Below are 17955 nucleotides of genomic sequence, written 5' to 3' on the forward strand. Positions count from 1 at the left end.
CTGCCAGCCGCGGGTCGGGCGCCGGCTGTCACCATGGGGGCATGCCGGGTCCCGCCCCCACCGTCCCCGTGACCGTCACGGCCGTGCCGCGCCGGTTGCGGCTGCTGCTCGTCGTCCTGGCCGGAGTCGTGCTCCTGGTGGCGGCGGTGGTGGCGCTGTCGCTGCCCTCCACCACGAACACCGTCGTGAACTACGGCGTCGTCGACCAGGTCGCGATCGCCGGGCTCGGCCTCGTGCTCGCCGTGGGCGTGCTGTTCCTGGGCCGGTCGCGCGTGGACGCCGATGCCTCGGGCGTGCGGGTGCGCAACCTCCTCATCCGCCACGAGCTGCCCTGGCAGTCGGTGCGGGCCGTGCGGTTCGAGCGGAAGTCGGCCTGGGGGTCGCTGGCCCTGGAGAACGGCGACGAGGTGTCGCTGCTGGGCCTGCAGGCGGTCGACGGCGAGTACGCCGCGCGGGCGGTCGAGGGGCTGCGGGCCCTGCACGCCGCGGCCCGGGCCCACGACCCGGTTCCGCCGCCCCTGCTGTACGACAACTGAAGGACCCTCGTCCCCCCACCCCTCGCAGGCTCGGGGCGAGCCCCGGACGAGGGCCGTTCCAGCACGTCACCTCAGGGGGAATGACCATGGCGGGCAGGACGCTGTAGAGTGGGCGTGCCTCCCCCCGCTACATGAGGCGCGCGAACCAACCAGTGGCCCCGCCCCGGGCCGCTGATCCAAGAGGAGCCCGCTCCCACCTGACGCCGTCCAGGCGCTCAGGTCCCCGGATCGCGAGAACCGGCTCCGGCCGGTTGTCGTGACCCCGCACGCGTCCCCGGACGTGTGCGGCACCGGAGAGTGGGCCCCGTGAGCTGATGCTCGCGGGGCCTTCGTCCTCTCCGGCGCCGGGACGGGTGAGCTCCTCACAGGCAAGAGCAGAGGAGAGGCCATCACCGAGCCCCGCATCAACGACCGCATCCGCGTCCCCGAGGTCCGCCTGGTCGGACCCGAGGGCGAGCAGGTAGGCGTCGTGTCGATCGGCGAAGCGCTGCGACTGGCCCAGGACTCGGAGCTCGATCTCGTCGAGGTCGCTCCGATGGCCCGGCCGCCGGTCTGCAAGCTCATGGACTACGGCAAGTTCAAGTACGAGGCCGCGCAGAAGGCACGCGACGCGCGCCGGAACCAGACGCTCACCGTCATCAAGGAGATGCGGCTGCGCCTGAAGATCGACCCGCATGACTACGAGACCAAGAAGGGCCACGTCGTCCGTTTCCTCAAGGGCGGCGACAAGGTCAAGATCACCGTGATGTTCCGCGGCCGCGAGCAGTCGCGGCCGGAGATGGGCTACCGGCTGCTCCAGCGGCTGGCCGCCGACGTCGCCGAGCTGGGCGTCGTCGAGTCCAACCCCAAGCAGGACGGCCGGAACATGGTCATGGTGATCGCCCCGCACAAGAACCAGGCCGCCACCGACGCCGCGCGACGCACCGCGAAGCAGGAGAAGGCTTCGGCGTCCGACACGGCGAACGAGGAGCAGGCCGCGCAGGCCTGATCGGACGCCCGATCCACCGCACGACCGCAGACGGCCGGTGCCGTGCGGCAGTCCAGCGCTGCCGCCGGCACCGACATCGAGACGAACGAGGACGAGGGACATGCCGAAGCAGAAGACCCACAAGGGCACGGCCAAGCGCGTGCGCGTGACCGGCTCGGGGAAGCTGGTGCGCGAGCACACGAACAACCAGCACAAGTTCGAGGTGAAGTCCTCGAGCCGCAAGCGCCGCGTGAGCGGGATCGGCGTGCTGTCCCCGGCCGACGCGCCGCGGATGAAGAAGCTCCTGGGCCTCTGAGCGTCCTTCCACCACCGACTTCTAGAAAGACAGGAGCACTTCCGTGGCACGCGTGAAGCGGGCGGTCAACGCCCAGAAGAAGCGCCGCACAGTTCTCGAGCAGGCCAGCGGCTACCGCGGTCAGCGCTCGCGGCTGTACCGCAAGGCCAAGGAGCAGATCCTCCACTCGGCCACCTACAACTACCGCGACCGCAAGGTCCGCAAGGGTGACTTCCGCAAGCTGTGGATCACCCGGATCAACGCCGCCGCGCGTCAGAACGACATGACCTACAACCGGTTCATGCAGGGTCTGAAGCTCGCCGGCATCGAGCTGGACCGTCGTGTCCTGGCCGAGCTGGCCGTCAACGAGCCGGCCGCGTTCGCCACCCTGGTGGAGTCCGCCCGGGCCGCGCTCGCCGCCAACCCGCAGGCGACCGGCGCCCAGGCCGCCTGACGAAGGACCAGCCTGCCCCCCACGCCTCGCGAGCTCGGCGCGGGACCCTGCAGGCAGGCCGTTCCATCACGTCACCAGACGCCGTCGGTGACCGATCCTCCCGGGTCGGCGCCGGCGGCGTCGGTGTCTGCACGCCATCGTGAGTGGAGGGACCGCATGAGCGAGCTGCTGACCGAGCGGTCCGCCAGGATGGTGGCCGCCCGCAAGCTGGTCCGCCGCGCCGGCCGGGACGCCGCGGGCCTCTTCCTCGCCGAGGGGCGGCAGGCCGTCGTCGAGGCGCTGGCCGACCCCACCGGCGTCCGCGAGGTGTTCGCCACCGAGGCCGCCGCCGCGGCGCACCGCGATCTGCTCGACTCCGTCGCCGTGCCGGTCCGGCTCGTCAGCGAGAAGGCGGCGGCCGGGCTGTCCGAGACGGTCACCCCGCAGGGGCTGGTCGCCGTCTGCGCGCTGCGGGACGTGCCCGCCGACGACGTCCTGGCCGCCCCGCCCGCCCTGGCGGTGGCGCTGGCCGAGCTGGCCGACCCCGGCAACGCCGGCACCGTGCTGCGGACGGCGGATGCCTGCGGTGCGGGGGCCGTGGTCTTCGGCGCGGGCTCGGCCGATCCGTACGGGGGCAAGGCCGTGCGGTCCAGCGCGGGGAGCCTGTTCCACCTGGACGTCGTCCGCAGGGTGCCGCTCGAGGAGTTCCTGCCCGGCTGGCAGGCCGCCGGCGGCACGGTGCTCGCCGCCGACGGCGGCGGAGAGCTCGCCCTCGACTCGGCGGCCGCCGAGGGCCGGCTGGCCGGGCCGGTGCTCTGGCTGTTCGGCAACGAGGCGCGCGGTGTCCCCGCCGGGCTGGCCGGGCTGGCCGACGCCCGGGTGCGCATCCCGATGCGCGGCCGGGCGGAGAGCCTGAACCTCGCCGCCGCCGCTGCGATCTGCCTCTACACGACCCAGCTGGCCCAGTAGAAGGACCCCGCTGCCCCCCCAGCACTGGCAGGCTCGCGCCGGGGCCCTGCAGCGGGGGCTCAGATGAGCTGGGCGCGCTTCCAGAGCCGCTCCGAGGGGCCGCCGATCAGCCCCACGTCGCGCAGGAACGCCACCAGGCCGGTGGAGGCCTCGCGCAGCTTGGCCGCGTAGTGCTCGTTCGCCCGCGCGGCGGCCTTCGCCGTCGCCGGGTCCAGGCCGACCGAGGCGTACACCTCGGGCTGCACCAGGTTCTCCGCGACGATCGCGGCCACCGCGGCGACGACGGTGCGGTGCTTGCGCAGCTGCCACCCCGAGAGCTCCGGCGTCCGGCGGGCGACCTCCTCGCGCGCGAAGCGCATGTGCCGCGCCTCCTCGACGACGTGGATCTGGCTGGTCGCGCGGGTGAGCGGCTGGACCCGCTCGTCCTTCATCAGATCGCGCTGGAAGATGTCCAGGATCTCCTCGGCCACGAGGATCGCCGCGTAGGCGGCCGGGCCGTCGCCCTTGGCCGCGAACGCCTTGCCGAGGCGCTGGATCCGCTTCGGCGGCTGGTAGGACGGCGCACCGAAGGTCTGGGCCGTGCGGGCGAACATGACCGAGTGCCGGCACTCGTCGGCGATCTCGGTCAGCGCCCACTGCACGTGCGGCTGCGCCGGGTCGTCGCCGTAGATGTCGCGGAGGATGAGCTGCATCAGCAGGCACTCGAACCAGATGCCGACGCCGGAGATGGAGCAGTACTCGTGCACCGTGAGCGTGACCCGCTGCTCCTCGCTGAGCCCCTCCCACAGCTCGGTGCCGTAGAGGCTCGACCACTCCGGGGACAGGCCGTACAGGTGCTCGGGGATCGGTGCGTCCCAGTCGATGTCGACGACCGGGTCGTAGGACTTCTTGGCCGCCGAGCCGAGCAGCCGCGCGGACAGCGCCTGCCGGTCGACCGGCGCCTTGCGCGTGGCGGAGTCGTGGGCGGCGGTGGCGGAGGGCAGTGTGGCGGTCATCAGCGGTCTCCCTCGGGCTGCGAGCGGGGCTGTGAGGAAAGGTAGTTGTTACGGTGAAACACATGCAACCCGTGCTCGGCGAGTCGCAGGAGACTCCGCCCGCAGCGCCGGACGCCGCGCCCGCGGACGGACGGCGCGCCCGGTGGACCGAGCACCGTCGCGCCCGGCGCGAGGATCTGGTCACCGCCGCGGTGGAGGCCGTGCGGCTGGCCGGCCCCGAGTTCGCGGTGGAGGACGTCGCGCGCAGCGCCGGGGTCTCCAAGACGGTCATCTACCGGTACTTCGGCGACAAGGACGAGCTGGTCGACGCCGTCCTCGGCCGCATCTCCGAGGCGATCCTGCTGCCCCGGCTGATGGGTGAGCTCGTCGCCGACCGTGCCGACGACCGGGCGCAGCTGCACGCGGTCATCGCCGCCTTCGTCTCCCTCATCGAGGACGAGCCCGCGCTCTACCGGTTCGCCTACGCCCACGCCGGGCGTTCCGGGCGGGCCGACCTGGTGGCCGCCACCGAGCGGGAGATAGCCGAGGCGCTGGGCGTGCTGATGGGCGACCGGCTGTCGGCGGCCGGGCGGCCGGCCGAAGCGGCGATGACCTGGGCCTACGGCGTCGTCGGCATGGTGCAGCTCGCCGCCCACTGGTGGTCGGCGGCGCGCACGGTGACGGCCGCCGAGCTGGTCGACCAGCTCACCGAGCTGGCCCACGGTGGCCTGGGCACGCTCCTGCCACCGGTCCGCTGACCGACCGCACCCGACCCCGGAGGAGACGATGAGCGAGCACGAGGAGCCCGAGGGCTACGAGGGCGAGGCCACCGTGGTCGTCGAGGGAGAGCCCAGCCGCACCGCCCGTGCGGTGCTCGGCGCGCGGTTCGACCCGCTGGCGGGCTCGGTTGTCTGGTCCGGGCGGATCGCGCTGGCGCTGCCGGCCCGCACCCGCCTGGAGCTGACGACGCCGCACGGGAGCGGGCCGGCCGAGGCGACCGAGTCCGACCCGTGGGGCAACACCCGCGTCACCGGCGTCGGCCGGCCGCCCTTCCCGGTCGAGCTGCTCGACGGCGCCGCCGAGGTCTGACCCGGGTCAGCGCCGCACGGCCGTCCCGGTCGCCGCTGCGCCGAGCAGACCCGGGACGTCGTCGGCGTCGGCGGGGCACAGGGCGCTGCCCACGCGCACGCCCAGCACGACCTGCTCACCGGCGACGACGAACGGGGCGCTCATCGCGTCGGCCAGCGCGCCGGCGATCCGGGAGGTCTCCCGGGCCGCGGCGGCGGAGGCCAGGCACGGGACGGCGGCGGCGAAGCGACCGGCGCCCAGCCGGCCCGCGAGGTCTCCGTGGCGCAGCCGCCCGCGCAGCCGCTGGGCCGCGGCGCGTAGGAGGTCGTCGGCGGCCGCGCGACCGAACCGGTCCGCGAGGGCGTCGATGCCGTCCAGGTCGACGGTGAGGACGCCCAGGACGTCGTCGCCCCCGCGCGCGTTCCAGGTGGCGATCTCGAGCAGCTCCTCGGTCCGCAGCCGGCTCGGGAGGCCGGTGACCGGATCGGTGGCCCCGAGGCTCTCCAGGTGGGCCCGGTGGTCGGTCACGGCGGCCCGGGGGCGCGGGATCGGCACCGGCGGGGGAGCGGAGGTCGCGAGCGGAGGTTCGGGGGCCTCCGCCGGGGGTGCGGGGACCGCACGAGGGGGAGCAGCCGGCAGCGCTCCGGCCGGGCGCGGTGCGACCCGGGAGAGCAGCGCCCGGGCCGCGCGCACGACCGTCGTCCGCTCGTAGGTGAGGGCGTACTCGAACTGGCGGTCCATGTCGGGGCCGGTCGAGCCGAGGTCGCGGGCCAGCAACGCAGCGGAGAAGTGCGGCCCGAGGACGACGACGTCCCACTCGTCGCGCACCGGGTCGGCGGGGGCCAGGGTGGCGCCGCGGATTCCGGGCAGCGGCTCGGTGTCCAGGCCCTCCCCGACGGCGCAGACGAAGCCGGTGGCCGCGGCGAGCTCCGCGTACCGGCGCTCGGTCGCGGGGGTCACGTGCCGCGCCTCCTGGAAGGTGGCGGCGACGACGCAGGTCTGCCCCACGCGCACCGCCTCCCGCTCGAGCTGCTTGCTGAGCTCGACCAGCAGCGACTTCGGGGAGCTGCGCAGCCGGGTGCCTTCGGGAAGGCAGCCGAAGGGGGAACCGTCGCCGGGCTCGTCGACGTCGACCGGCTCGGGGGAGGGCAGGAAGAGCTCGGTGCAGGGACGGTCGAGTGCCGGTGCCGGCTCCGGGCGGCCGAACAGCCACCCCTGGCCGAGGCTGGCGCCCAGCGACCGGGCGGTGGCGAGGTGCTCGGCGGTCTCGATGCCCTCGGCCAGCACCAGCGCGCCGGTGCTCTCGGCGTAGGCGTTGACCGCGTTCATCACCTGGGCGACCGCCGGGCCGGGACGGCCCTGCACCAGGCGCAGGTCGAGCTTGACCACGTCGGGGCGCAGCAGCGGCATGAACGACAGCGACATCGGATCGGCGCCCACGTCGTCCAGCGCGATGCCCCACCCGAGCCTGCGCACGCGCTCGACGGTGCGCAGCAGCTCCGCCGGCCGGGCGGCCAGGGCGCGCTCGGTGACCTCGAGGACGACGCGCAGCTCGCGGGGCGCGGTGTCGGCGATGGCCAGCAGGTCGGCCAGGGGGGCGCTGTCCAGCACGTCGGGCTCGACGTTGACGAAGACCGTGGTGGGCGTGAGCAGGCCATGCGCGACCGCGGCCCGGAAGGCCGCGGCGCGGCACGCCTCGTCGAGCTCGGCCAGCCGGCCGGCGGAGCGGGCCGCGGCGAACATCGCGTCCGGGCGCTCCAGCGGCCCCTCGGGCCCGCGGGCGAGCGCCTCGTAGGCGACCACGCAGTCGCTGTCGAGGTCGACGATGGGCTGGAAGACGCTGCGCACGCCGCCGTCCAGCACCCGGTCGAGGGCGGCGGCGAGGGCGTCGGGGAGGTCCGTGTGCACGTCCTCCCATCGGCCGGTCGCCGGTCCCGGCCAAGTCGAGCGCAGCCACCCCACCCCGAAGGGGGAGGCGGGCCACGCCCGGCGTTTCGTGCCGCAGGGAGCCTCAGCGAGCCGTCAGGGCCCCCCGCGCCGTCGTCTTGCACCGGTACATGTCCACGTCCGCGCTGTGCAGCAGGGCGGAGAACTCCTCGCCGTCGGCCGGGTAGACGGCCACCCCGACGCTGGCGCCCACCAGGACGCTGCGGCCGGCCGTCTCGATCGGCGTCCCCAGGGCGGCCACCAGCCCGTCGGCCACCCGCCGGGCCTCCGCGGCCGCGTTCTCCGGGGCCAGTCCGGTCAGCGCGACGAGGAACTCGTCGCCACCCAGCCGGGCCAGCAGGTCGGCGCGGCGCAGGCGCCCCCGCAGGGTCCGGGCGACCGACTGCAGCACCTCGTCGCCGGCCGCGTGACCCAGTTCGTCGTTCACCTCCTTGAAGCCGTCGAGGTCGACGAACAGCAGCGCGACGGTGTCCGAGCCGCTGCGTGCGCCCCACACCGCGGCCTCCACCTGCTCCTCGAGACGACGCCGGTTCGGGAGCCCGGTGAGGGGGTCGGTGTAGGCGAGCACCTCGATCCGGTCCAGGTAGGCCCGGTTGCGGTCGCGCTCCTGCAGCAGCGCCCGCTCGGCGGCCACGCGGGCGGAGACGTCGTGCTGCACCCCGATGTACTGCACGAGGACGCCGTCGGAGTCGAGGACCGGGGCCAGGTGGATCTCGTTCCACCACGGCTCGCGGTCGGTTCCGCGGAGGTTCAGGACCGTCTCCCGGACCTCCTCGCCGCGGTCGATGGCCGCACGGATGCGCGCCACCGCGGCCGGGTCGGTGTCCGGTGACTGCAGGAACCGGCAGTTGCGGCCCAGGATGTCCTCGCGCGGCAGCCCGGCCAGCGTCTCGAACGCGTCGTTGACGTAGATGAGCGGCTGGTCGGGCAGTCGCATGTCGGCGATCGTGACCCCGCTCGTCGTCGCCGCCAGGGCGCTGCTCAGCAGGGCGTCGCCGTCCGGCCCGACGTGGTGCCGTGCCGGCGAGGGGCTCAGGGCCCGCACCGGGCGCTCCGGTGCGACCGGCAGGGCGGCGTCGGCGCGCGGGACGACACGGGTGAGCAGCGCATGCGCGGCCCGGATGACGGTCTCGCGGTCATAGGTCAGGGCGTACTCGAAGCTGCGCTCCAGGTCCGGTCCCTCGTCGCCGAGGTCACGGGCCAGCAGCGCGGCGCTGAAGTGCGGGCTGAGCACGACGACGTCCCATTCCCCGCGCACCGGGTCGGACGGGTCGAGCGCGGCACCGCGCACCCCGGGCAGCGGCTCGGTGGGCAGGTCCTCACCGAGGGCGCACACGAAGCCAGTGCGCTCGACGAGGTCGCGGTAGCGCTGGATGGTCGAGGGCGTGAAGTGCCGGGCCTCCTGGAAGGTCGACGCGACGACGCACGTCTCGCCCAGCCGCATGGCCTCCCGCTCCAGCTGCTTGCTCAGCTCGATCAGCAGCGACTTCACCGACCGGCGCAGCGGCACGCCCGCGGGCAGGCAGGCGAAGGGGGAGGCGTCGACGTCCGCCGCGGCCGGGGCGGAGGCGAAGGCGAGCTCACCGGTGGGGAGTCCGGGGGCGATGCCGGGCCCGGGGCGGCCGAACAGCCACCCCTGCCTGAGGGTGGCGCCCAGGGCGCGTGCGGTGGCCAGGTGCTCCTCGGTCTCGATGCCCTCGGCGAGGACGAGGGCCCCGGTCCGCTCGGCGTGTGCGTTGACCGCGTTCATGATCTCGGCGATGGCCGGCCCCGGGCGGGTCTGCACGAGGCTCAGGTCCAGCTTGATGACGTCGGGGGACAGCAGCGGCAGGAACGCCAGCGACATGGAGTCCGCCCCGACGTCGTCGACCGCCACGGCCCAGCCGAGGCTGCGGACGCGCTCGACGGTGCGCAGCAGCTCGGCCGGGCGGGCGGCCAGGGCACGCTCGGTGATCTCCAGGACGATCCGCAGGTCGCGCGGGGCGCCCTCGGCGATCGCGAGCAGGTCGTCGAGCGGGGCGCTGTCGAGCACCTCCGGCTCGACGTTGACGAAGACGGTGAGCGGGGCGAGCAGCCCCTGCTCCACCGCGCCGCGGAAGGCCGCGGCACGGCAGAGCTCGTCCAGTTCGGCCAGCCGGCCGGCCGTCCGGGCCGCGGCGAAGAGCAGGTCGGGGCGCTCCAGCGGCCCCTGCGGCCCGCGGGCGAGCGCCTCGTAGGCGACCACGCGCCCGGTGTCGAGCTCCACGATGGGCTGGAAGACGCTGCGCACGCCGCCGGGAGCCAGCGCTGCCTCGAGCGCGCTCTCCGGGTTCTCCGAGAAGAGGTCCACGTCCCCCCATCGGCCGGCGGGTGGGTGCAGGCGAGCCGGCGCGGCCGCTCCCCTCCCATGGGGGGAGAGGTCAGCCCGGCAGCGTGATCAGCACGACCGCGGTCGCCGCCGTCAGCAGGCCGGTGACCTGCGCACCGACCAGCCGCTCCCGCAGGACGACCTGGGCCAGGACGACCGTGCTGACCGGGTAGAGCGACGCCAGGACGCCGGTGATGGCCAGCGGGCCGTCGGCCTGGGTGGCGAGCAGGAACAGCGCGTTGGCCGTCATGTCGCCGACGCCGGACGTGGCGACCAGCGGCAGCGCGGCCCGGGTGACCCGCAGGGACTGCCCGGCCGCGAGGGCGATGCAGACGACCAGCCCCACGGACGCCACGCGGGCGGTCACCAGCGGGGTGAGGCCGGCGTCGGCCGAGGTCCGGTCGAGGAGCACGAAGAACAGGCCGAACATGCTGCCGGCCAGCAGCGCCGGAGCCAGGGCGGCCGGCCGGGCCGCCCGCAGTGCCGACAGCCCGCTCTCCGCCGACACGAGGACGACGGCGGCCAGCGCGAGCGCGATGCCGACCCGGGCCCACGTCCCGATGGTCTCCCCGCCGGCCAGGCCGACCAGGACGGGGACGGCGGCGGCGGTGACGGCGGTGACCGGCGCGACGACGCTCATCACCCCTCCGGCCAGGGTGCGGAAGAAGACGACCAGGCCGGCGGCGCCCGCGAGACCGGCGGCGGCACCCCAGGCCAGATCGGCGGTGCCGACCGGGCCGCCGAGCCAGGGGAGGAGCACGAGCAGCGCCACCAGGCCGATCACCTGGGACACGGCAACCACGCCGAAGACGGACGCGCGCCGGGTCGCCAGCCCGCCCAGGAAGTCCGATGCCCCGTAGACGACGGCCGAGGCGAGCGCCAGGACCACCGCCACGACCGACCTCCGGATTCCGCGGCCCGCCGGGTGCGTGACCGGGCACGTTGTAGCACCCGCCCCCGACCGGACCGGCGGTCCCATCGTGTCCGTCGAGCACTGCGAACCCGTGGCCATCACGGGGGCGATGGCCACGAGTTCGCAGGGTCCGTACAGACAGCGCGGCCCGCCGCGCCGCGAGCGGCCGGTATCCCAGGCGCGGACTCGGTGGCCCGACGGGCAGAATGGCCTCCCGTGTCTGGCGCCAACGATCCCTACGACCCCAAGCAGGTCGCCACCCTCTCGCCGGAGGCCCTCGACGAGGCGGTCGACGCCGCCCGGTCGGCCTTCGCGCAGGCCGGCGACCTCGAGGGGCTGGCCGCCGTGCGCCCGGCCCACCTGGGGGACCGCGCGCCGGTGCTCCTGGCCCGCCGGGAGCTCGGCGCTCTGCCCCCGGCCGCCCGGTCCGATGCCGGCAAGCGGGTGAACGCCGCGCGGGTCGCCGTCACCGACGCCTACGCCGCGCGGCTGGCCGAGCTCGAGGCCGAGCGCGATGCCCGGGTGCTCGCCGAGGAGCGGGTCGACGTGACCCTGCCCTGGGACCGGACCCCCCGGGGCGCACGGCACCCGATCACCACGCTCATGGAGCGGATCGGCGACATCTTCGTGGGCATGGGCTACGAGGTGGCCGACGGCCCGGAGCTCGAGGCGGAGTGGCTGAACTTCGACGCGCTGAACATCGGCCGCGACCACCCGGCCCGCACGATGATGGACACCTTCTTCGTCGCGGGTGGGCCGGGCCAAGAGGAGGACTCCGGCCTGGTGCTGCGCACGCACACCAGCCCCGTGCAGGCGCGCACGATGCTCTCGCGCACGCCGCCGATCTACGTCGTCGCTCCGGGCCGCACGTACCGGACCGACGAGCTCGACGCGACGCACACCCCGGTCTTCCACCAGGTCGAGGGCCTGGCGATCGACCGCGGCCTGACCATGGCGCACCTGCGCGGCACGCTGGACCACCTGGCGCGGTCGCTGTTCGGCGCGGACGCCATCAGCCGCTGGCGGCCCTCCTACTTCCCGTTCACCGAGCCCTCGGCGGAGTTCGACGTCTGGTTCCCCGAGCACCGCGACGGCCCGCGCTGGGTCGAGTGGGGCGGCTGCGGGATGGTCAACCCGCGGGTGCTCGTGGCCTGCGGGATCGACCCTGACGAGTACTCGGGCTTCGCGTTCGGCATGGGCATCGAGCGCGCCCTCCAGTTCCGCTCCGGCGTCGGCGACATGCGCGACATCGTCGAGGGCGACGTCCGTTTCACACGAGCATTCGGAGTCGAGCAGTGAGAGTCCCCATCGGCTGGCTGGCCGAGTACGTCGACGTCCCCGCGGGGACGTCGGTCGAGGACCTCGACACCGCCTTCGTGCGGCTGGGCCTCGAGGTCGAGGAGATCCACCGCCCCGAGCAGGTCACCGGCCCGCTCGTCGTGGGCAGGGTCGCCGACATCGAGGAGCTGACCGGCTTCAAGAAGCCGATCCGGTTCTGCCAGGTCGACGTGGGGGAGGAGGCTCCTCGCGGCATCGTCTGCGGTGCCCGGAACTTCGCCGTCGGTGACACGGTCGTCGTCGCGCTGCCCGGCGCGGTGCTGCCCGGCGGGTTCGAGATCGCCGCTCGTGCGACCTACGACCGGATCTCCGACGGCATGATCTGCTCGGTGCGCGAGCTGGGCCTCGGCGAGGACCACGCCGGCATCCTGGTGCTGGGCGGCGAGGGCGCCGACGTCCCACCGCCGGGCACGCCCGCCGGCCCCGTCACCGGCCTGGACGACGTCGTCATCGAGCTGGCGGTCACCCCCGACCGCGGCTACTGCCTGGCCATGCGCGGCATCGCCCGCGAGATGGGCACCGGCCTGGGTGCCCCGTGGCGCGACCCGGGCGCGGCCACGCCGCCGGCGTGGTCCGGTGCCCCCGCCTGGCAGGTCACCGTCGCCGAACCGGAGCGCTGCGACCGCTTCTCCATGCTCGCGATGGAGGGGCTGGACCCGACCGCGCCGAGCCCCTGGTGGCTGCGCCGCCGGCTGGCCCAGGCCGGGATCCGCAGCATCTCGCTGGCCGTCGACGTCACCAACTACGTGATGCTCGAGCTCGGCCAGCCGATGCACGCCTTCGACCGGGACGCGGTCAGCGGCCCCATCGCCGTCCGGCTCGCCCGCGAGGGGGAGCAGCTCACCACCCTCGACGGCACGGCGCGCTCGCTGTCCGCCGACGACCTGCTCATCACCGACGACACCGGGCCGATCGGCCTGGCCGCCGTGATGGGCGGTGCGACCACCGAGATCGGTAGCGGAGGGGACAGAGCGACGACGTCGATCTTGTTGGAGGCGGCGCACTGGGAACCCACCGGCGTCGCCCGCACCGCTCGCCGGCACCGGCTGCCCAGCGAGGCGGCCAAGCGCTTCGAGCGCGGCGTCGACCCGGAGATGACCGTGGTCGCGCTGGCCCGCGCCGCCGACCTGCTCTCCGAGTACGGCGGGGCGACCGTCGTGGGCGGCGTCGTCGACCTCGACACCCGCCGCCCCCGGCCGCAGATCGCCCTGGATGCCGGCCGCCCCGCACGTACCGCCGGGGTGGCCTACTCGCCGATGCAGGTCATCGAGCTGCTCACGGCCGTGGGTTGTTCCGTCGACGGGGACGGCACCGACCTGCTGGTCACCCCGCCGTCCTGGCGGTCCGACCTGACCGACCCGGCCGGCCTGGTCGAGGAGGTCGTCCGGCTCGCCGGCTACGACGACATCCCCTCGGTGCTGCCGACGGCGCCCCCGGGGCGCGGGCTGACCGACGTACAACGTCGCCGCCGGGCGATCGGCCGGGCCCTGGCCGAGACCGGCTACGTCGAGGCGCCGTCCTACCCGTTCGTCGGGACGCCGGCCCTGGACGCGCTGGGCCTGCCCGACGACGACGAGCGCCGCCAGCTCGTGCTGGTGCGCAACCCGCTGTCGGAGGAGGAGCCGGCGCTGCGGACGACGCTGCTGCCCGGCCTGCTGGCCACCCTGGCCCGCAACCTCTCGCGGGGGCAGCGCGACGTCGCCCTGTTCGAGCACGGCTCGGTGTTCCCCGGCGGGGTGCGCACGCCCGCGCCGCTCCCCGGCGTCGAGGCCCGCCCGGACGACGCGACCCTGGCCGCGCTGCTGAGCGCGGTGCCCGAGCAGCCCTGGCACGTGGCGGTGGCGCTGGCCGGCAACCGCGAGCCGCGCGGCTGGTGGGGCGCCGGGCGTGCCGCGACCTGGGCCGACGCCGTGGAGGCCGCCCGCCGGGTCGCCGCCGCATCCGGCGTCGAGCTGACCGTCCGGGTGGGGGAGCGGGCGCCGTGGCACCCGGGCCGCTGCGCCGAGCTGCTGGTGGGCGACGTCGTGGTCGGGCACGCGGGGGAGCTGCACCCACGGGTGTGCGCGGCGCTGGAGCTGCCGGCCCGCACGTCGGTCATGGAGCTCGACGTCGACGCGCTGCCCGCCGCCGGTGTCGCCGTCGGCCCGCACATCTCGGCCTTCCCGCCGGTGCTGCAGGACCTCGCGCTCGTGGTGCGGGACGACGTCCCGTCGGCCGCGGTGGCCGCGGCCCTGCGCGAGGGCGCCGGGGAGCTGCTGGAGTCGCTGCGGCTCTTCGACGTCTACACCGGTGCCCCGGTGCCGGCCGGATCGCGCTCGCTGGCGTTCGCGCTGACGCTGCGCGCGCCGGACCGGACACTGACCGGTGAGGAGGCGGCCGCCGTGCGCGACGCCGCGGTCACCGCTGCCGCCGCCGCGACGGGCGCGGAGCTCCGTGCCTGACGAAGGACCCCGTCCTCCCCACCCTTCGCAGGCTCAGGGCGGGACCCGGGACGGGGCCGGACAGGCGGTCCTCTCGGGCGTCGCCTTGGTCACCGGCGCGTCGACCGGCATCGGCCGGCACCTGGCGGAGGGGCTCGCGGCCCGCGGCATGGCCGTCGCCGGGCTCGCCCGGGGCGAGGAGCGGCTGCGGACGGCGATGGACGAGGTCGCCGCCGCCACCGGCGGTCGCACGCTGGCCGTGGCCGCCGACGTCACCGACCGCGCCTCGGTGGAGGAGGCGGTCGGCGTGGTGCGCGCGGAGCTCGGGCCGATCGCGCTGCTGGTCAACAACGCCGGGCTGATCGACGAGTTCGAGGTGCCGGTCTGGGAGGCCGACCCGGACCAGTGGTGGGACGTCGTCTCCAGCCACGTGCGCGGCGCGCTGCTGACCGTCCGGACGGTCGTGCCCTGGATGGTGCTGCGCAACAGCGGCCGGATCGTGAACATCGCCAGCGGCATGAGCACCCGGGCCAACCCCGACTACTCGGCCTACTCGGTGGCCAAGACCGGGCTGATGCGGCTGACCGAGTCGCTGGCCACCGCGCTCGAGGGTTCGGACGTGCGCGCCTTCGACGTCGCACCCGGCGTCGTGGACACCCCGATGACCCGCTCCATGCACATGTGGGAGGGGTTCACCGACTGGACGCCGCCGGAGAGGGTGGTCGAGCTGATCGCCGCCATCGCCGCCGGTGAGCTGGACCAGTGGTCGGGCCGCTTCATCCGCGCCGGCAAGGACGACCTCGACGTGCTGTGCACCCTCGCCCCTGACGACGCCGACCGCCAGCTCCGGCTGCACACGTACGGGGGCGACGACCCCCTGGGGTGAGACGGGCCGGCCGCGCCTCTCCCGCGGTCGGTGCGCGGCCCGTATGGTCGGCTGCCGACCAGGTCGGAGGCGCGCTCCCGCGCCCGGGGAGTGCAGGAGCGATGGCAGCAGGGACGAACGGCTCGCGCGCTGAGACGGTCACGACCCCGGACGACGCGGCGCGGGACCACCAGCTCCTCCGCGCCGCCATCGAGGGCGGTCTCGACGGGCTGGTCGTCGTCTCCGCCGACGGGGTCATGATCTCGTCGAACGAGATGTTCCAGCAGATCTGGCCGATCCCTCCGGAGATCATCGCGTCGGGCGACGACGACGCCGCGCTCGCCTCCGTGCTGGACAAGCTGGTGGATCCCGACGCCTTCCTGAGCCAGGTCCGCGGGCTCTACGCCCAGGCGTCCGGCTCCGCACGCGACGAGCTGCTGCTGCTCGACGGGCGGATCCTCGATCGCTACGGCGCCGCCCTGCAGGACCCGGACGGTGGCTACATCGGGTGGGCCTGGTACTTCCGCGACGTCACGGCGGAACGGGCGGCGGCCGTGGACGCCGAGCGGCTCGATGCCCTGGTCGCCATCGCGCAGGCACTGGGTCATGCCGCGTCCGAGGGCGAGGTCCTGTCCGTCGTGGCGGGCCGCGGCGCCTCCGTGATCGGCGCGAGCGGCGCCTCGCTCACCTTGACCGGGCCGGATCCGGGGCTGGTGCGCGTCCTCGCGACGGACAACTTCGACGAGCAGCTGCTCGCGGACGTGGCGACGCTGCCGGCGGACTTCGGGCTCCCGCAGGTGCGCGTGATCACCACGGGGGAGTCCCTGTTCCTGGTCGACCGCGCCGAGGCGGTGGCGCTGTGCCCGCAGGCGCAGGACGCCTACCTCCGGGGCCACGTGGAGGGGTCGGCAGCGGTGCCCCTGGTCGCGCACGGCCGCACGTTCGGTGCACTGGCCGTCGCCTTCGAGACACCCCAGCCGTGGCTCGAGTCCGACCGGGCGCTGGTCCTCGCCCTCGCCGCGCTGACCGCCATGGCCCTGGACCGGCTGCAGGCACAGCGGGCCGAGCAGGCCGCCGCCCGGGAGATCCGCCGGCTGTCCGAGGCGTTGCAGCGCAGCCTGCTCACCGCGCTGCCGCAGTCGGACCGGCTGCAGATCGCGGCCCGGTACCAGCCGGCCGCCCGGGACGCCGAGGTGGGCGGCGACTGGTACGACGCGTTCTCGACCGCGGGCGGGGGCACGATGCTCGTGGTGGGGGACGTCGCCGGCCACGACAGCACGGCCGCGGCTGCGATGGCCCAGGTGCGCAATGTGCTGCGCGGCGTGGCCCAGGTGGTGCATGCGTCGCCGGCGGCGGTCCTGTCGGCTTTGGACGACGCGTGGGCGCGGCTGCGGATGACGTCCCTCGCGACGGCGGTCGTCTGCCAGGCCTGGTCCGAGGACGAGGACGAGGACGAGGACCCGAGCCGGCCCACCATGCGGCTGCGGTGGTCGAACGCCGGTCATCCGCCGCCCCTCCTGGTGCATGCCGACGGACGCTGCGAGGTGCTCGAGCGGTCGCCGGAGCTGCTGCTCGGCGCCCGACCGGACGGTCACCGGACCGATTCCGAGGTCGTCGTGCCCTCGGGAGCGGCCCTGGTGCTGTACACCGACGGGCTGGTCGAGCGGCGCGACCAGCTGCTCGACGACGGCATCGAGCGGCTCCGATCGGTGGTGGAGGAGCTGCACGCGCTGCCTGCTGACGAGCTCTGCGACGAGCTCGTCGCCCGTCTCGTCGACGCGAACGAGGACGACGTCGTCCTGCTGGTGGCCCGGGTTCCCTGTGACGAGCCTGCCCACGGCAGCCGCCTGCGCTGACGTCCGCGGGGTGCACTCCACCGGACCTGCCGCGGCTGCTCGGCGCAGCGCCGGTCGTGCGCCCGGCGGTTCGGACCCGCTCGGCGGGAGGGGCGGATCAGCCGACCGTGGCCAGGGCCAGGGGGGCGATGTCCACGGCCACCGGTACGTCCGCGTCGAGCTCGACCAGCTCCCCGTCCAGCTGCAGCGGCATCGGCACGAGCGGGGTGAACGCGTAGTGGGTGACGCTGGGCTGCGGGCCCAGGCCCCGGGTCGCCGCCCGGATCGCCGTGGCCAGCGACCGCAGCCGGCCGGTGCGCCGCTCGGTGATCACCTCGAAGCGGCCGTCGTCCGGGGTGCCGTCGTCGCTAAGCTTGGCGTACTTCGCCATCTCGGCGATGTTGGCGAACACCAGGCTGTCGATCCGGTGCCGTCGACCGTCCTCCGCCCGGATGGGGAAGGGCCGGAAGCGCCAGAATCCGCGGACCACCGACACCATCTCGCGCCACGACCCCTTGCCGCCCTTCTCGAGGTCGACCGCGACCACCGGGGTCAGGCCCACGCCGATGTAGGAGTGCGCGTACCGGACCTCCGCGGTCTCGCCCGTGCCGAGGGTGAGCCGGAGCAGGTCGATCCGCCGGACGTCCCCGGCCACGATCGCGTCCGCGAGCGGTCCGTGCTGCGTCGTGCGCCGGTGGTCGTTGGCGTTCCCGGCCGCGTGCACCGCGCAGACGGCCCGGTCGTTCCCGGCGTCCATGACGCCGTTGACGACCTCGTTGTACCCACCGTCGCCGCTCACCGAGACGACGAGGGGACTGCCCGTCGCGGCCGCCTCCCTCGCCAGCTCCCGGGCGTGCCCCGCGTGCCGGGTGGGCGAGAGCTCCGAGGGCACAGCCGGCAGGCGGCCTGCGAGGTCGTCCCGCAGGTCCTCCGCCAGCTCCTCCGCGTCGCCGGTGCTCTGCGGGTTGAAGATGATGACTATCCGGTCGAAGGAGCTCACGACCGGACCGGTGCCCAGGGGATGGGCCGGTAACCGGCTCGGCCGCCC

General features: G+C 74.8%; 16 protein-coding genes. 11 read left to right on the forward strand and 5 right to left on the reverse strand.

Annotation, left to right across the window (positions count from 1 at the left end; translation table 11 throughout):
• The first annotated feature begins 41 nt into the window (after positions 1-41).
• The 5 genes from RM425_RS17080 to RM425_RS17100 all read left to right on the forward strand — a co-directional run bounded on the left by RM425_RS17080 (position 42) and on the right by RM425_RS17100 (position 3200).
• A complete protein-coding gene (locus tag RM425_RS17080; RefSeq protein WP_311346421.1) occupies positions 42-536 on the forward strand; it encodes a PH domain-containing protein in 495 nt (164 codons plus the stop codon).
• A 403-nt stretch (positions 537-939) separates the two neighbouring features.
• The gene (gene infC / locus RM425_RS17085; protein ID WP_311346446.1) at positions 940-1524 is read left to right on the forward strand and encodes a translation initiation factor IF-3; all 585 of its coding nucleotides are present in this window, start codon (positions 940-942) and stop codon (positions 1522-1524) included.
• A gap of 100 nt (positions 1525-1624) precedes the next feature.
• Positions 1625-1819 carry a 50S ribosomal protein L35 gene (gene rpmI / locus RM425_RS17090; RefSeq protein WP_040336545.1) on the forward strand — a complete coding sequence of 65 codons (195 nt, stop codon included), beginning with the start codon at positions 1625-1627 and terminating at the stop codon, positions 1817-1819.
• Positions 1820-1862: 43 nt separating this feature from the next.
• Positions 1863-2252 carry a 50S ribosomal protein L20 gene (rplT, locus tag RM425_RS17095; protein WP_091769824.1) on the forward strand — a complete coding sequence of 130 codons (390 nt, stop codon included), beginning with the start codon at positions 1863-1865 and terminating at the stop codon, positions 2250-2252.
• Positions 2253-2408: 156 nt separating this feature from the next.
• Positions 2409-3200: a TrmH family RNA methyltransferase gene (locus RM425_RS17100; RefSeq protein ID WP_311346422.1), complete on the forward strand. Its 792-nt coding sequence runs from the start codon at positions 2409-2411 to the stop codon at positions 3198-3200.
• Between the two features lie 59 nt (positions 3201-3259).
• Here RM425_RS17100 and RM425_RS17105 read toward each other — a convergent pair whose 3' ends face one another.
• Positions 3260-4195, reverse strand: coding sequence for an AurF N-oxygenase family protein (locus RM425_RS17105; protein ID WP_311346423.1), 936 nt, complete (start codon positions 4193-4195; stop codon positions 3260-3262).
• 62 nt (positions 4196-4257) lie between these two features.
• Between RM425_RS17105 and RM425_RS17110 the strand changes: the two genes are divergently transcribed.
• Both RM425_RS17110 and RM425_RS17115 read left to right on the forward strand, forming a co-directional pair.
• The gene (locus RM425_RS17110) at positions 4258-4932 is read left to right on the forward strand and encodes a TetR/AcrR family transcriptional regulator (protein ID WP_311346424.1); all 675 of its coding nucleotides are present in this window, start codon (positions 4258-4260) and stop codon (positions 4930-4932) included.
• Between the two features lie 28 nt (positions 4933-4960).
• Entirely contained in the window at positions 4961-5263 is a 303-nt protein-coding gene (locus RM425_RS17115) for a DUF4873 domain-containing protein (RefSeq protein WP_311346425.1), read from the forward strand.
• A 6-nt stretch (positions 5264-5269) separates the two neighbouring features.
• Here RM425_RS17115 and RM425_RS17120 read toward each other — a convergent pair whose 3' ends face one another.
• From RM425_RS17120 to RM425_RS17130, 3 genes are all read right to left on the reverse strand, one after another.
• Positions 5270-7150, reverse strand: coding sequence for an EAL domain-containing protein (locus RM425_RS17120; protein WP_311346426.1), 1881 nt, complete (start codon positions 7148-7150; stop codon positions 5270-5272).
• 103 nt (positions 7151-7253) lie between these two features.
• The gene (locus RM425_RS17125) at positions 7254-9518 is read right to left on the reverse strand and encodes a diguanylate cyclase domain-containing protein (RefSeq protein WP_311346427.1); all 2265 of its coding nucleotides are present in this window, start codon (positions 9516-9518) and stop codon (positions 7254-7256) included.
• Between the two features lie 70 nt (positions 9519-9588).
• Positions 9589-10431, reverse strand: a complete 843-nt coding sequence (locus RM425_RS17130) for an EamA family transporter (protein WP_311346428.1) — start codon at positions 10429-10431, stop codon at positions 9589-9591.
• Between the two features lie 234 nt (positions 10432-10665).
• On the opposite strand from RM425_RS17130, the gene pheS reads away from it, so the two are divergent.
• The 4 genes from pheS to RM425_RS17150 all read left to right on the forward strand — a co-directional run bounded on the left by pheS (position 10666) and on the right by RM425_RS17150 (position 16928).
• A complete protein-coding gene (pheS, locus tag RM425_RS17135; protein WP_311346429.1) occupies positions 10666-11748 on the forward strand; it encodes a phenylalanine--tRNA ligase subunit alpha in 1083 nt (360 codons plus the stop codon).
• On the forward strand, positions 11745-14228 hold the full coding sequence (pheT, locus tag RM425_RS17140; protein WP_311346430.1) for a phenylalanine--tRNA ligase subunit beta: 2484 nt from the start codon (positions 11745-11747) through the stop codon (positions 14226-14228). The genes pheS and pheT overlap by 4 nt, the downstream gene beginning before the upstream one ends.
• An 85-nt stretch (positions 14229-14313) precedes the next feature.
• Positions 14314-15093, forward strand: coding sequence for an SDR family NAD(P)-dependent oxidoreductase (locus tag RM425_RS17145; protein ID WP_311346431.1), 780 nt, complete (start codon positions 14314-14316; stop codon positions 15091-15093).
• Between the two features lie 101 nt (positions 15094-15194).
• Positions 15195-16928, forward strand: coding sequence for a SpoIIE family protein phosphatase (locus RM425_RS17150; RefSeq protein ID WP_311346432.1), 1734 nt, complete (start codon positions 15195-15197; stop codon positions 16926-16928).
• Between the two features lie 97 nt (positions 16929-17025).
• Here the strand turns inward: RM425_RS17150 and RM425_RS17155 are convergent, their stop codons facing one another.
• Entirely contained in the window at positions 17026-17907 is an 882-nt protein-coding gene (locus RM425_RS17155; protein WP_311346433.1) for a diacylglycerol/lipid kinase family protein, read from the reverse strand.
• Positions 17908-17955: the final 48 nt, after the last annotated feature.

The organism is Blastococcus goldschmidtiae (genome assembly GCF_031845325.1).
GTDB classification, from domain to species: Bacteria; Actinomycetota; Actinomycetes; order Mycobacteriales; family Geodermatophilaceae; genus Blastococcus; species Blastococcus goldschmidtiae.

Coding starts and splice junctions, on each gene's coding strand:
- RM425_RS17080 (WP_311346421.1), top strand. CDS start 42: ATGCCGGGTCCCGCCCCCACCGTCCCCGTGACCGTCACGGCCGTGCCG.
- rpmI (WP_040336545.1), top strand. CDS start 1,625: ATGCCGAAGCAGAAGACCCACAAGGGCACGGCCAAGCGCGTGCGCGTG.
- RM425_RS17100 (WP_311346422.1), top strand. CDS start 2,409: ATGAGCGAGCTGCTGACCGAGCGGTCCGCCAGGATGGTGGCCGCCCGC.
- RM425_RS17105 (WP_311346423.1), bottom strand. CDS start 4,195: ATGACCGCCACACTGCCCTCCGCCACCGCCGCCCACGACTCCGCCACG.
- RM425_RS17110 (WP_311346424.1), top strand. CDS start 4,258: ATGCAACCCGTGCTCGGCGAGTCGCAGGAGACTCCGCCCGCAGCGCCG.
- RM425_RS17115 (WP_311346425.1), top strand. CDS start 4,961: ATGAGCGAGCACGAGGAGCCCGAGGGCTACGAGGGCGAGGCCACCGTG.
- RM425_RS17150 (WP_311346432.1), top strand. CDS start 15,195: ATGGCAGCAGGGACGAACGGCTCGCGCGCTGAGACGGTCACGACCCCG.